A 13,528-nucleotide genomic window follows, 5' to 3' on the forward strand; every position below is an offset into this window, starting at 1 on the left:
CGTTCGAACGTTCCCCGACTCACCGGCCGGGCCGGGTGTCGTAGCACCCCCCGGACGAGATATCTTGACATCAAGACGTTGTAGCCGTGAAGCGGAGTACCGATGACTGACTCGACCATCATCTACACGCACACCGACGAGGCCCCGGCCCTGGCAACCTATTCGTTCCTGCCGGTGGTCCAGGCCTATGCCTCGACGGCGGGTGTCGCTGTGGAGACCCGCGACATCTCGCTGGCCGGGCGCATCATCGCGCACTTCCCGGAGCGGCTGGAGGAGGACCGGCGGATCCCCGACGCGCTGGCCGAGCTGGGCGAGCTGGCCAAGACGCCGGGTGCGAACATCATCAAGCTGCCGAACATCTCGGCCTCGGTGCCGCAGCTCAAGGCCGCCATCGCCGAGCTGCAGGCCCAGGGCTACGCCCTGCCGGAGTACCCGGACGACCCGAAGACCGACGAGGAGCGCGACGTCCGCGCCCGCTACGACAAGGTCAAGGGCAGCGCGGTCAACCCGGTGCTGCGCGAGGGCAACTCGGACCGCCGCGCCCCGCTGTCGGTGAAGAACTACGCCAAGACCCACCCGCACCGGATGGGCGCCTGGACCGCCGAGTCCAAGACCAACGTCGCCACCATGGGCGTCAACGACTTCCGCCACACCGAGAAGTCCGCCGTGATCACCGCCGACGGCTCGCTGAAGATCGAGCTGGTCGCCGCCGACGGCACCGCCACCGTGCTGCGCGAGTCGGTCCCGGTGCTGGCCGGCGAGGTCGTCGACGCCTCGGTCATGCGGGTCGCCCCGCTGCGCGAGTTCCTGGCCGCCCAGGTGGTCCGGGCCAAGGCCGAGGGCGTGCTCTTCTCGGTGCACCTCAAGGCCACCATGATGAAGGTCTCCGACCCGATCGTCTTCGGCCACGTGGTGCGCGCCTTCTTCCCGAAGACCTTCGCGCAGTTCGGCGCGGTGCTGGACGCGGCCGGCCTGAACCCGAACAACGGCCTGGGCGGCATCCTGGCCGGCCTGGACGCGCTGGAGCAGGGCGCCGAGATCAAGGCCTCCTTCGAGGCCGAGCTGGCCGACGGCCCGGCGCTGGCCATGGTCGACTCGGACAAGGGCATCACCAACCTGCACGTGCCGTCCGACGTCATCGTCGACGCCTCGATGCCGGCCATGATCCGCACCTCCGGCCACATGTGGGGCCCGGACGGCGAGGAGGCCGACACCCTGGCCGTGCTGCCGGACAGCAGCTACGCGGGCGTCTACCAGGTCGTCATCGACGACTGCCGCGCGCACGGCGCCTTCGACCCGGCCACCATGGGCTCGGTGCCGAACGTCGGCCTGATGGCCCAGGCCGCCGAGGAGTACGGCAGCCACGACAAGACCTTCGAGATCCCGGCCGACGGCACCGTCCGCCTGGTCGACGCGTCCGGCGCCGTGGTGCTGGAGCAGCCGGTCTCGGCCGGCGACATCTTCCGCGCCTGCCAGACCAAGGACGTGCCGATCCGCGACTGGGTCAAGCTGGCCGTCTCCCGGGCCCGCGCCACCGGCTCGCCGGCCGTCTTCTGGCTGGACGAGACCCGCGCCCACGACGCCAACCTGATCGCCAAGGTCCAGCAGTACCTGCCGGAGCACGACACCGAGGGCCTGCAGATCGAGATCATGGCGCCGGCCGAGGCCACCGCCTTCTCGCTGGAGCGGATCCGCCGCGGCGAGGACACCATCTCGGTCACCGGCAACGTGCTGCGCGACTACCTGACCGACCTGTTCCCGATCCTGGAGCTGGGCACCAGCGCCAAGATGCTCTCGGTCGTCCCGCTGATCAACGGCGGCGGCCTGTTCGAGACCGGCGCCGGCGGCTCCGCCCCGAAGCACGTGCAGCAGCTGGTCAAGGAGAACTACCTGCGCTGGGACAGCCTGGGCGAGTTCTTCGCGCTGGCCGCCAGCTTCGAGCACCTGGCCACCAGCACCGGCAACGCCCGCGCCCAGGTGCTGGCCGACACCCTGGACCGGGCCACCGGCACCTTCCTGGAGAACGACAAGTCCCCGGCCCGCCGGGTCGGCCAGATCGACAACCGCGGCAGCCACTTCTACCTGTCGCTGTACTGGGCCCAGGAGCTGGCCAAGCAGACCGAGGACGCGGCCCTCGCCGCCGCCTTCGCCCCGCTGGCCAAGACCCTGACCGAGCAGGAGGAGGCGATCGTCGCCGAGCTGATCGCGGTCCAGGGCTCGCCGGTCGAGCTGGGCGGCTACTACCAGCCGGACCCGGCCAAGGCCGAGGCCGTGATGCGCCCGTCCGCCACCTTCAACGAGGCGATCGCGGCCCTCGGCTGACCAGGTCGCGGGCCACGTCGCGGGTGATCTGCGGCAGGGGCCGCGCCGGGACCACGGTCCTGGCGCGGCCCCGTGCCGTCTCCGGCACCGGGCTGCGCCGCAGCGCGGCCGGCACCGGCACCGCCACCAGCAGCGCCAGGGTGAGCAGCAGGTAGGAGTTGGCGCCCAGGAAGCCGCCGAACCCGGTCGGCGGGCCCTTCCAGAGCCAGACCAGCCCGCTGGTCAGCAGCACGTAGCAGGCCGCCGCCCCGCCCAGCAGCAGCCGCCGGCGCAGCGGCCGGTCGGCCCGCAGCCCGGCGTCGGCCAGGGCGAGCAGCGCGGGCAGCGTCCAGACCAGGTGGTGCACCCAGGTGATCGGGCTGACCAGGCAGGAGACCAGCCCGGTGAGCGCGAACCCGGTCCACTGGTCGCCGCACCGGTCGGCCCGCGCGGCCCGGTGCGCCCACACCCCCAGCACCAGCAGCACCGCCGCCGCCCAGGCCGCCTTGGACGGCGAGGTGGGCGCCAGCCGGGCCAGCATGCCCTGCAGCGACTGGTTGGAGATGTAGCCGAGGTTCCCGATCCGGCTGGTGTCCCAGAGCGCCTGGTGCCAGAAGAAGTGCGAGGCGCGCGGCGCCGCCGCCTGTCCGAGCAGGGTGGCCCCGATCGCGCTGCCGACCGCCAGCAGCGCGGCCCGGTAGCGGCGGGTGATCAGCAGGTAGCCGATGAACACCGCGGGGGTGAGCTTGACCGCGGCGGCGAGGCCGATCCCGATCCCGGCGAACCGCCCGCCGCGGGTCAGTTGGCGGCAGTCGGCGAAGACCAGCGCCATCAGCAGCAGGTTGATCTGCCCGAAGCTGAAGGTGTCCCGCACCGGGTTGAGCACCGCGAAGGCGACCCCGGCCAGCCCGAGGGCGAACCAGCGGTTCCAGCCCTGCCGGCGGGCGATCGGGTCCACCAGCCAGTACAGCAGCGCGCCGGTGGCCAGCACGTTGAGCGTGGTGGCGATGGCGATCGCGGTGTGCCAGCCGACCAGCGCCATCGGCAGCATGCACAGCGCGGCGAACGGCGGGTAGGTGAACCCGTAGCTGGTGCCGGGGCGCTGGTAGTCGTAGAGCGCGCCGCCGTGGGTCCAGTGCTGCACGGTGCCGTAGTACACGCCCACGTCGAACCAGCCGCGATGGCCGGGGATGACGGCGAGGAACACCCCCGCGAGCGTTGCCAGCACCGCCAGTGAAGTCATCTGACGCAGGGTCAAAACTGCTCCGTCCGAAGCCCGGTGATCAGCCACAGGCAGCACACTACGGCCACCGCCAAGGTGCCGCCCGCCACTGCGAGAACCAACTGCTCGCGGCTGGGCATGAATCCGTCCGGCACCACCACCAGGGCCAGCAGGCCGCTGACCGCCGGCGCCCAGCGGCGCACCCGCCCCTCCGGCGCGGCGGCCGCGATCAGCACCACGCCCCACAGCGCGTACCAGGGCCGGATCGCCGGCCCGAGCGCCACCACCGCCGCCAGGCCCAGGCCCAGCGCGTAGACCACGCCCAGGCCGTGCCGGCGCACCCGGGCGGCCAGCGCGGTGACGGCGGCCGCCGAGGCCGCCAGCCCGAGCCAGCGCCACACCGTCACCGCCAGGGCGGCCAGCCCCGGCAGCAGCGCGCCGCAGGCCCGGCCCAGCGCGCTGGTCAGCGACCAACTGCCGGCCGAGACCGGGACGGCCAGCGCGTGCACCCAGCCGTAGCCGGTCCCGGTCACCAGGGTGACCAGGAAGGTCGTCGTGCCCGCCACGGCGGCGGTGCAGGCCAGCGCCCGCAGCAGCCGGGCCCGGCCGGTCAGCCGGTGGTGCCAGAGCAGCGCCACCGCCAGCAGGCCGAGCGCGGCGGGCAGTTTGACCAGCGCCGCCAGCGTGACCAGGACCACGCCGAGCATCGGGTAGCCGCGCCGGGCGGCGACCAGGCCGGCCACCAGCAGGCCCAGCAGCACCGCGTCGTTGTGCGCCCCGGCCACCAGGTGGAAGAGCAGCAGCGGGTTGAGCGCGCCCAGCCAGAGCGCGGCGGCCGGCTCGACCCCGCAGGCCCGGGCCAGCCTGGGCAGCAGGGCGGCCAGCACCGCCGTGCCGAGCAGCGCCACCAGCCGCAGGCCGACCACGCCGGCGCCCAGTCCGCTGCCGGTGATCCGCTCGGTCGCGCGGGCCAGCAGCAGGAAGACCGGCCCGTACGGCGCCGGCGTGTGCTGCCAGACGCCGGGCACCTGGGCGGCCAGCGGTCCGCCGAGCGCGGCCGGCCCGTTGGTGTAGACGTCGACCCCGGCGCGCACCAGCGCGCCCTGGGCCAGGTAGCTGTAGACGTCGCGGCTGAACAGCGGCGGCCCGAGCACCAGCGGCAGGGCCCACCAGACCAGCGTGGTGCGCAGCCAGCGCGGTCCGGGCCGCTGCTCGGCGTCGGCGGCGCGCAGGGTCAGCCCCAGCAGCAGCCAGGCCGCTATCAGCAGCACCATGCCGAAGTAGGCGAGGAACAGGCCCAGGTCGGCCAGCGCCCGCGGCGCGTCCACCGGGCCGGCCCCGGAGGCCAGGCCGCCGACCGCCAACACCAGCGATCCGGCCAGCCCCAGCAGGCGGCAGCGGCGCGGATCGGCGGTCACGCCCCAGTACGGCATGCGGGGTACGGTGACGGGGCGTCATGGCCGCCGGGCGACCTGCCGTTGGCCGCCACGTGGCCGGCGGGCGTCAGGTTCCGGTGCGGTCCAGTCATTCGCCCGGTGCACATCTCGACTCCGTCGGTTCGCAACCCCCGCGCCAGGCTGGGCGGCGAGAAATCCGAGAGCCAGGCCGTTCGCCTCCCACTCGACCGCTCGACGGAGAGTTCGCCATGACCGTTGCCCCCGTGCGCCCCGCCGACTCCGCGCTCGGCGCGCCCTCCCGCTACGCGCTGCGCTTCGCCACCGACGCCACCCAGGTGCGGGCCGCCCAGCTGCTGCGCCACCAGGTCTTCGCCGAGGAGATGGGCGCGGTGCTGCACAGCCCCGTGCCCGGGCTCGACGTCGACAGCTTCGACGACTACTGCGACCACCTGCTGGTGGTCGACCAGGAGACCGAGGAGGTGGTCGGCACCTACCGCCTGCTCCGCCCCTCGCAGGCCAAGCGCGCCGGCCGACTCTACTCCGACGGCGAGTTCGACCTGGCCAACCTGGCCGACCTGCGCGCCGACGTGGTCGAGGTGGGCCGGTCCTGCATCAGCGCCGAGCACCGCGGCAACGGTGCGGTGATCAACCTGATGTGGGGCGGCATCGCCCGCTACATGGTGGAGTCCGGCCACAGCTGGCTGACCGGCTGCTGCTCGGTGCCGCTGGCCGACGGCGGCGCCACCGCGGCCGGGGTCTGGGACGCGGTGGCGGCCAAGCACCTGGCCCCGCCGGAGTACCGGGTCGCCCCGCACCGCCTGTGGGACCCGGCCGGGGTGGCCCGGACCGGCCGGATCCCGGTGCCGGCGCTGCTGCGCGGCTACCTGCGGCTGGGTGCCTGGATCGGCGGGATGCCCGCGCACGACCCCGACTTCGGGGTGGCCGACCTGCTCGTGCTGCTCTCGCTGCACCGCACCGACCCGCGCTACCTGCGGCACTTCCTGGGCTCGGCGTGACCGGGCCCGGCGTGGCGGGGGCGACCGGCCCCTGGCTGCCCACCGCGCCCTGCACCCCGCAGGCCTGCGTCGCCCGGCCCGCCCACCGGGTCGGGCCGGCGCGCCAACTGCTGCGCGCGCTGGCCGCGCTGGCAGTGCTGCTGACCGGGGTGGCGCTGGCCCCGGTCGGGCGCCGACTGCCCGCCGGGCCGCGCGAGCGGGTGATCCGGCTGTTCGGGCGCGCCCTGCTGGCCGCCTTCGGGATCCGGCTGCGGGTGCACCGGATGGCCCCGCTCGGCGACCCCCGCGCCGGGACCGGCACCCTGCTGGTGGCCAACCACACCTCCTGGCTGGACATCCTGCTGGTGCTGGCGGTGCGGCCGGGCCGGATGCTGGCCAAGACCGAGGTGGGCCACTGGCCGCTGCTCGGCCCGCTGGTCGCCCGGGCCGGCACCGTCTTCCTGGACCGCGAGCGGCTGCACGCGCTGCCCGGCACGGTGGACCGGGTGCGCGCGGCGCTCGGGCGCGGCGAGCGGGTGGTGGTCTTCCCGGAGGGCAGCACCTGGTGCGGGCGGGCCGTCGGCCGGTTCCGCCCGGCGTTCTTCCAGGCGGCGGTGGACAGCGGAGCGGTGGTCCAGCCGTTGGCGCTGCGCTACCGGACCAGCGACGGGACGCCGACCTCGGCGGCCGCCTTCGTCGGCGACGACGGGCTGGTCAGCTCGCTGCGCCGGGTGCTGGCCGCGCGCGGCCTGGTGGTGGAGGCGGTCTTCGCGCCGCCGCTCACCGCGGGCCCGCACGCCGGCCGGCGGGAGCTGGCCCGGGCCGCGCAGGCCGCGGTGGAGCTGGCGGCCACGGCGGCCCGGCCGGTGCCCGGCCGCCGCGGCGGGGTGTCGGCGCCCGCGCCGGCCCCGGTGTGCTGCGCCGTCCCGGCGGTGCCGAGGCCGCGCGGCGCGAAGAGCAGCGCGGTCGCCGGGCGGTCCGCCTCCCCCGGCGAACCGCCCGTCCCCGCGACCGCGGGCCCTCGGTGAGGGCAGGAGCCGCCACCGGCCCCCACGACCGGTTCGGCTCCCACGGCTGACGCTATGCCCGGTCGGACACCTCCCCGGCCCGTCCTGACGCGCTCCTGGCGCGCGCGGGCCGGGCCTTGACGCTTCCTTGGCGCGCCCCCGGTGGCCTGCCCCGTCCCACATGGCGGACGCTGGAGCCGGACCGGATTTTCTTCCGGCGCAGCGGGCGTGCGGACACGATTCGATGCCCCGGCGGCGGTCCGCGCGGACATATTCCGGACCGGGCCACCGCCCGCCGGAACGGGCCCGTGCCACGGGCCGGGACGGATTTCTCCGGGCCTGCGGGCCGCCCGTACGGTGGCGGCCACACCAGCGCGAGAGGGACTGACCCGTGACCACTGCCCCGACTTCCGGCACCGGCGAACTCACCGGCGGCCTCGACGGTGCGCGGCTGGCCGAGGTCGCCCGCACCCACGGCACCCCCGCCTGGATCTACGACGCCGAGCGGATCCGCGCCCAGATCGCCCGGCTGCGGCAGTTCGACACCATCCGGTTCGCCCAGAAGGCCTGTTCCAACACCCACGTGCTGCGCCTGATGCGCGAGCAGGGGGTGCTGGTGGACGCCGTGTCGCTGGGCGAGCTGGAGCGCGCGCTGACCGCCGGCTACCGGGTCGACGGCGAGCACGACCCGGTGGTGCTCACCTGCGACCTGCTGGACCGGCCGACGCTGCGCCGGGTGGTCGAGCTGGGCGTGCCGGTCAACGCCGGGTCGCCGCAGATGCTGGACCAGTTGGGCCGGGCCAACCCCGGCCACAAGGTCTGGATCCGGATCAACCCCGGCTTCGGCCACGGCCACAGCCGCAAGACCAACACCGGCGGCGAGCAGAGCAAGCACGGCATCTGGCACGAGCACCTGCAGGAGAGCCTGGACCTGGTCGACCGTCACCGGCTGGACCTGGTCGGCCTGCACATGCACATCGGCTCCGGGGTGGACTACGGCCACCTGGAGGCGGTCTGCGAGGCCATGGTCAAGCAGGTCCGGCTCGGCGGGCGGGACGTGCGGGCGATCTCCACCGGCGGCGGCCTCTCGGTGCCGTACGCGGCGGGCCAGCCCGAGGTGGACACCGACCGCTACTTCCGGCTGTGGGACGCGGCGCGCCAGGAGCTGGTGCGCGAACTGGGCCACCCGGTCCGGCTGGAGATCGAGCCCGGCCGCTTCCTGGTGGCCGGCGCCGGGGTGCTGGTCTCGGAAGTGCGGGCCCAGAAGCCGGTCGGCAGCAACCACTTCGTGCTGGTCGACGCCGGCTTCAACGACCTGATGCGCCCGGCGATGTACGGCGCCAGCCACCGGGCCTCGGTGCTCTCCCCCGACGGCGCCCCGCGCGGCGGCGTCGAGCGGGACACCGTGCTGGCCGGCCCGCTGTGCGAGTCCGGCGACGTCTTCACCCAGCTGGCCGGCGGCGAGGTCGAGCCGGTCCCGCTGCCGCGCGCCGAGATCGGCGACCTGGTGGTCTTCCACGACGCCGGTGCCTACGGCGCGAGCATGTCCTCCACCTACAACTCCCGCCCGCTGGCCCCCGAGGTGCTGGTCGACGGCGGATCCACCCGGCTGATCCGCCGCCGCCAGACCGTCGCGGAGCTGCTGGCGCTGGAGACCGAGGTCTAGCTCCGGCGCCTACCGCTCGTCGGCGGCGCCGCCGAGCACCGGCTTCACGTCCAGGATCGGGGTGCCGTCCAGCGCCTCCAGGTCGCTGACCCGGAGCCGGGTGCCGTCCAGTGCGAGCACGGTGACCCGGTGCAGGCCGATCGGGTTGGGCCGGTCCGGGGAGCGGGTGGCGAAGACCCCGGTCTCCGGCCGGTCGGCCGCGCCGCGCGGGTGCACCGCCAGCACGCTGCGGTCGGCCCGGTCCAGCCAGGTGAGCAGCAGCACCTGCTGACCCACCGTCAGCTCGCCGAGCCCGCGCGCCACCGCGGGGTCGAAGGCCAGCCAGGCGTCCGGCCCGCCCTCGTCGCCCTGCTTCGGCGCCTCGCCGCGCTCGCGCAGCACCGACTCCACCCGCCCGATCACGCGCACCTGGTACGTCTCGTCCATCCCCACTCCCCTGCCGAAGGACCGCTGCCGCGCGGCGTCAACCGCTACGCGACACCGTACGGGCGGAACTGGACGCTGATCCGCGGACCCACCGGGCGGGTGGTCTTGGGGACCGCGTGTTCGAAGGTGCGCTGGCAGGAGCCGCCCATCACCAGCAGGTCGCCGTGGCCCAGCGGGTGGCCGAGCGCGGGGCCGCCGCCCACCGGGCGCAGCAGCAGCTGGCGCGGCTCGCCGACCGAGACGATCGCCACCATGGTGTCCGCCACCGCCCCGCGCCCGATCCGGTCGCCGTGCCAGGCCACGCTGTCCCGCCCGTCCCGGTAGTAGCACAGGCCGGCGGAGACGAAGGGCTCGCCCAGCTCCGGCCGGTAGTGCGCACTCAGCGCCGCCCGGGCCCGGTCGAGCAGCGGGTGCGGCAGCGGCTGCCCGGCGCGGTAGGAGGCGAGCAGCCGGGGCACGGCCACCTCGCGCTCGTACATGGTCCGGCGCTCGGCCCGCCAGGGCACCGTGCGCAGCAGCTGGTCGAAGAGCTCGTCGGCACCGGTCAGCCAGCCCGGCAGGTGGTCCACCCAGGCCCCCTGCCCCAGCTCCACCCGGCGCAGCCCGGCCAGCGGCCCGAGTCCGAGCTCGGCGCCGGCGTCGAAGAGAGACCCCTGCAGGTGGCTGCCCATGGCGCCACCCTACTCCCTCGTTCGAACAGGTGCTCGATTCGTGATCGAAGTGGATCGCATTCGACTGATAAACCTCTGATCTCGAATTGATACAGTGTTCGGCCGTGAGTCAGGGGAGGGACCTGGCCGGCCAGCTGGGGGACACCTGATGACGCTCGACCGCGACCTGTCCATGGATGCCGAGCAGTCGTCGGCCGAGCCCGGAGCGGGTCCGGACGGCGCCGGCCCGCGCACCGGCGACGCCCCCCAGGGCGGTCGCGCCGCCGCCCGCCGGGCCGCCAAGGGCCGCGGCCGCCGCGGCAAGGACGGCGCCCCGCCGACCAAGGCGGCCCGCCGCAAGCGCCGGCTGAAGATCGCCGCCGGCAGCACCGGCCTGGCCCTGGTCCTGGTGGCCGGCTGCGGCTACGCGTACATCCAGTACCTCAACTCCAACTTCAAGACCGGCGACCTGAACAACGGCGGCAGCGCCCTGGTCCCCGCCTCCACCCCCAACGCGGCCGGCCAGACCCCGATCAACATCCTGCTGCTCGGCTCCGACTCCCGCGACAAGCCCGAGGACTGCCAGCTCGGCGGCGCCTGCGACAGCGGCGACCCGCACGCGGACGTGGAGCAGCTGCTGCACATCTCCGCCGACCGCACCAACGCCTCGATCCTGAGCATCCCCCGCGACACCCAGGCGCAGATCCCGGACTGCACCAACTCCAAGACCAAGAAGGTCTACAAGGCCCGCAAGTCGATCATCACCGACAGCCTCAACGTCGGTGAGCCGGGCTGCGTGGTGAACACCTGGGAGATGCTCACCAAGATCCACATCGACCACTACATGATGATCGACTTCGCCGGCGTGGTCAGCATGGCCGACGCGGTCGGCGGCGTGGACGTGTGCACCAAGCAGAACGTGATGGACTACCAGGTCGAGTACGAGGGCGGGGTCCGGCACGAGGTCGGCTCGCACCTGGTGCTGCCGGCCGGCACCCACTCGATCAAGGGCGAGCAGGCGCTGGAGTGGCTGCGCACCCGGCACGCCTGGGAGGACGGCAGCGACATCGGCCGCACCCACGCCCAGCACCTCTACCTGAACTCGATGATCCGCGAGCTGAAGTCCGCCAACACGCTGGCCAACCCGATCAAGCTCAACGACCTGGCGGTGGCCGCCAGCAACGCGCTCCAGGTGGACACCGCGATCGGCACGGTGCAGGCGCTGAGCTCGCTGGCGCTGGAGGTCAACAAGGTGCCGACCAACCGGATCACCACGGTGACCATGCCGTTCGCCTACCAGCCGGACCCGCGAAACCCGCAGGCCCAGCTGGTCGAGCCGACGCCCGACTCGGCCAAGCTGTTCCAGATGATCGCGGCCGACGTGCCGCTGGACAAGAACGGCGGCGCCCCCGCCCCCGCGGCGCCCGGCTCCCCCGCCGCCGCCGCCGCCGCGAGCAGCGCATCCGCCGCACCGAGCAGCGCCCCGGCCGCCACCGCGGCCGACCGGTCCACCGTCCGGGTCGACGTGCAGAACGCCAGCGGCGCCGCCGGCCGCTCCACCGCACTGGCCGACGCGCTGGTGCAGCAGGGCTGGACCCGGGCGCAGCGCGACACCAGCACGGTGCCCAAGTCCCCGACCAAGCTGCTCTACCCGGCGGCCAAGCTGGCCGAGGCCAAGGAGCTGGCCGGCGCGCTCGGCCTGCCGGACGCGGCGCTGACCGAGTCCACCGCCTCCGCCACCCACCTGACCCTGGTGGTCGGCACCGACTGGACCACCGGCACCGCCTTCCAGGCGGGCACCGGCACCGGGGGCTCCGGCGCCCCGCAGCCCCCGGCGCCGACCGCGATGCCCACCACCGCGGTCTCGCAGAACGCCCAGGACGACGCCAACCAGTGCATGGAGGTCAACCCGGCCCGGGGCAGCTCCGGCAAGCAGATCTACATCTGGAGCGGCACCACCCCGCCGGACGTTCCGCAGCCCTGACCTGCGGGCGCCGCCCCGGTTATCCGGTACGGGCGCGGCGGTGGCGGCCGATAGACTGGGGCGCATTCTCGGCGATCGCCGCCGACCCGCCCGCCCGGTGCCCGCACCCGGCGCGCGCCACTTCGATGAATGGGAGCTCTCCCGGATGGCTCGACACCTGATCACCAGCGCGCTTCCGTACATCAACGGGATCAAGCACCTGGGGAACATGGTCGGGTCCATGCTCCCGGCAGACGTCTACTCCCGCTACCTGCGCCAGCGCGGCCACGAGGTGCTCTACATCTGCGCCACCGACGAGCACGGCACCCCGGCCGAGCTGGCCGCCAAGGCCGCCGGCCAGTCGGTGGAGCGGTTCTGCGCCGAGCAGCACGACGCGCAGAAGGCGATCTACGACGGATTCGCGCTCTCCTTCGACTACTTCGGCCGCTCCTCCTCGCAGCAGAACCGGGAGATCACCCAGGAGTTCGCCCGCGAGCTGAAGGCCAACGGCTTCATCGAGGAGCGCGCGATCCGCCAGGTCTACTCGATCGCGGACGGCCGGTTCCTGCCCGACCGCTACATCGAGGGCACCTGCCCGCACTGCGGCTACGACAAGGCCCGCGGCGACCAGTGCGAGAACTGCACCCGGCTGCTGGACCCGACCGACCTGATCAACCCGCGCTCGGCGGTCAGCGGCTCCACCGAGCTGGAGGTCCGCGAGACCACCCACCTCTTCCTGCTCCAGTCCAAGCTGGCCGACGAGGTCGAGGCCTGGATCGACGAGCACGGCAAGGACTGGCCGACCCTGGCCTCCTCGATCGCCCGCAAGTGGCTGACCGAGGGCCTCAACGACCGCGCCATCACCCGCGACCTGGACTGGGGCGTGCCGGTCCCGGCCGACGTCTGGCCGGAGCTGGCCGCCCAGGGCAAGGTCTTCTACGTCTGGTTCGACGCGCCGATCGAGTACATCGGCGCCACCAAGGAGTGGTCGGACGCCGACCCGGCCACCCGGGACTGGAAGTCCTGGTGGTACGAGGCCACCGACGTGCGCTACACCGAGTTCATGGCCAAGGACAACGTCCCGTTCCACACCGTGATGTTCCCGGCCACCCAGCTCGGCACCCGGGCGCCGTGGAAGAAGGTCGACTTCGTCAAGGCCTTCAACTGGCTGAACTACTACGGCGGCAAGTTCTCCACCAGCCAGAAGCACGGCATCTTCACCGACGCCGCGCTGGACCTGCTGCCCGCCGACTACTGGCGCTACTTCCTGATGGCCAACGCGCCGGAGTCGGACGACACCAGCTTCAGCTGGGAGCTGTTCGCCACCACGGTCAACAAGGACCTGGCCGACACCCTGGGCAACTTCGTCAACCGGGTGCTCTCCTTCTCGCTCAAGCGCTTCGGCGACACCGTCCCGGCCGGCGAGGCGGCGGGCGAGGCCGAGCGGGCGCTGGGTGCGGAGGTGGCCGGCCTGGTCGCCGAGTACCAGGGGCACCTGGACACCCTGCAGTTCCGCAAGGCCGCCCAGGCGCTGCGCGCGCTGTGGAGCGCGGGCAACGTCTACCTGGAGTCCAAGGCCCCCTGGCTGGAGATCAAGACCAACGAGGCCGGCGCGGCGCTCACGCTGCGCACCGCGATGAACCTGATCCACCTCTACGGGGTCCTCTCCGCGCCGTTCATCCCGGCCACCGGCGCCGCGATGCGCGGGGTCTTCGCCTCCGCCGCGGCCGGCGAGCCGGGCTGGGTCTCCGAGGCCGAGGCCGCCGCGCTGGACTTCGTCCCGGCCGGCACCGCCTTCACCGTCCCGCCGGTGCTCTTCGCCAAGGTCACCGACGAGGACCTGGCGGCCTGGCGCGAGCGGTTCGGCGCGCAGTAGTCCTGCTGCCGCCGGTCCCCGGTGC

Annotated in this window: 10 protein-coding genes; 6 read left to right on the forward strand and 4 right to left on the reverse strand. The window is 73.8% G+C overall.

The window, feature by feature from the left end; translation table 11 throughout:
* Nucleotides 1-102: 102 nt before the first annotated feature.
* A complete protein-coding gene (locus tag ACFW1A_RS29805; RefSeq protein WP_380414117.1) occupies nt 103-2,322 on the forward strand; it encodes an NADP-dependent isocitrate dehydrogenase in 2,220 nt (739 codons plus the stop codon).
* Here ACFW1A_RS29805 and ACFW1A_RS29810 read toward each other — a convergent pair.
* Complete coding sequence (locus tag ACFW1A_RS29810) at nt 2,294-3,544, reverse strand: glycosyltransferase family 87 protein (RefSeq protein WP_380414119.1); 1,251 nt, start codon at nt 3,542-3,544, stop codon at nt 2,294-2,296. The genes ACFW1A_RS29805 and ACFW1A_RS29810 overlap by 29 nt on opposite strands.
* Before the next feature lie 11 nt (nt 3,545-3,555).
* On the reverse strand, nt 3,556-4,956 hold the full coding sequence (gene mptB / locus ACFW1A_RS29815; protein ID WP_380414121.1) for a polyprenol phosphomannose-dependent alpha 1,6 mannosyltransferase MptB: 1,401 nt from the start codon (nt 4,954-4,956) through the stop codon (nt 3,556-3,558).
* A gap of 212 nt (nt 4,957-5,168) precedes the next feature.
* Here mptB and ACFW1A_RS29820 point away from each other — a divergent pair, with 212 nt between their 5' ends.
* From ACFW1A_RS29820 to lysA, 3 genes are all read left to right on the forward strand, one after another.
* Nucleotides 5,169-5,936 (forward strand): GNAT family N-acetyltransferase, encoded by a 768-nt coding sequence (locus tag ACFW1A_RS29820; protein ID WP_380414123.1) that lies wholly within the window; start codon nt 5,169-5,171, stop codon nt 5,934-5,936.
* Nucleotides 5,933-6,943, forward strand: coding sequence for a 1-acyl-sn-glycerol-3-phosphate acyltransferase (locus tag ACFW1A_RS29825; protein ID WP_380414128.1), 1,011 nt, complete (start codon nt 5,933-5,935; stop codon nt 6,941-6,943). Before ACFW1A_RS29820 ends, ACFW1A_RS29825 begins: the two co-directional genes overlap by 4 nt.
* A gap of 370 nt (nt 6,944-7,313) precedes the next feature.
* Nucleotides 7,314-8,588, forward strand: a complete 1,275-nt coding sequence (gene lysA / locus ACFW1A_RS29830; RefSeq protein WP_380414132.1) for a diaminopimelate decarboxylase — start codon at nt 7,314-7,316, stop codon at nt 8,586-8,588.
* A 9-nt stretch (nt 8,589-8,597) separates the two neighbouring features.
* Here the strand turns inward: lysA and tsaA are convergent, their stop codons facing one another.
* Complete coding sequence (gene tsaA / locus ACFW1A_RS29835; protein ID WP_380414134.1) at nt 8,598-9,014, reverse strand: tRNA (N6-threonylcarbamoyladenosine(37)-N6)-methyltransferase TrmO; 417 nt, start codon at nt 9,012-9,014, stop codon at nt 8,598-8,600.
* Between the two features lie 44 nt (nt 9,015-9,058).
* Nucleotides 9,059-9,685 carry an alpha-ketoglutarate-dependent dioxygenase AlkB gene (locus tag ACFW1A_RS29840; RefSeq protein ID WP_380414137.1) on the reverse strand — a complete coding sequence of 209 codons (627 nt, stop codon included), beginning with the start codon at nt 9,683-9,685 and terminating at the stop codon, nt 9,059-9,061.
* 148 nt (nt 9,686-9,833) lie between these two features.
* On the opposite strand from ACFW1A_RS29840, the gene ACFW1A_RS29845 reads away from it, so the two are divergent.
* Both ACFW1A_RS29845 and metG read left to right on the forward strand, forming a co-directional pair.
* Complete coding sequence (locus tag ACFW1A_RS29845; protein WP_380414140.1) at nt 9,834-11,648, forward strand: LCP family protein; 1,815 nt, start codon at nt 9,834-9,836, stop codon at nt 11,646-11,648.
* Nucleotides 11,649-11,793: 145 nt separating this feature from the next.
* Nucleotides 11,794-13,503 (forward strand): methionine--tRNA ligase, encoded by a 1,710-nt coding sequence (gene metG / locus ACFW1A_RS29850; protein WP_380414142.1) that lies wholly within the window; start codon nt 11,794-11,796, stop codon nt 13,501-13,503.
* Nucleotides 13,504-13,528: the final 25 nt, after the last annotated feature.

This window comes from Kitasatospora sp. NPDC058965 (assembly GCF_042741245.1).
In the GTDB taxonomy this organism is placed as follows: Bacteria; Actinomycetota; Actinomycetes; order Streptomycetales; family Streptomycetaceae; genus Kitasatospora.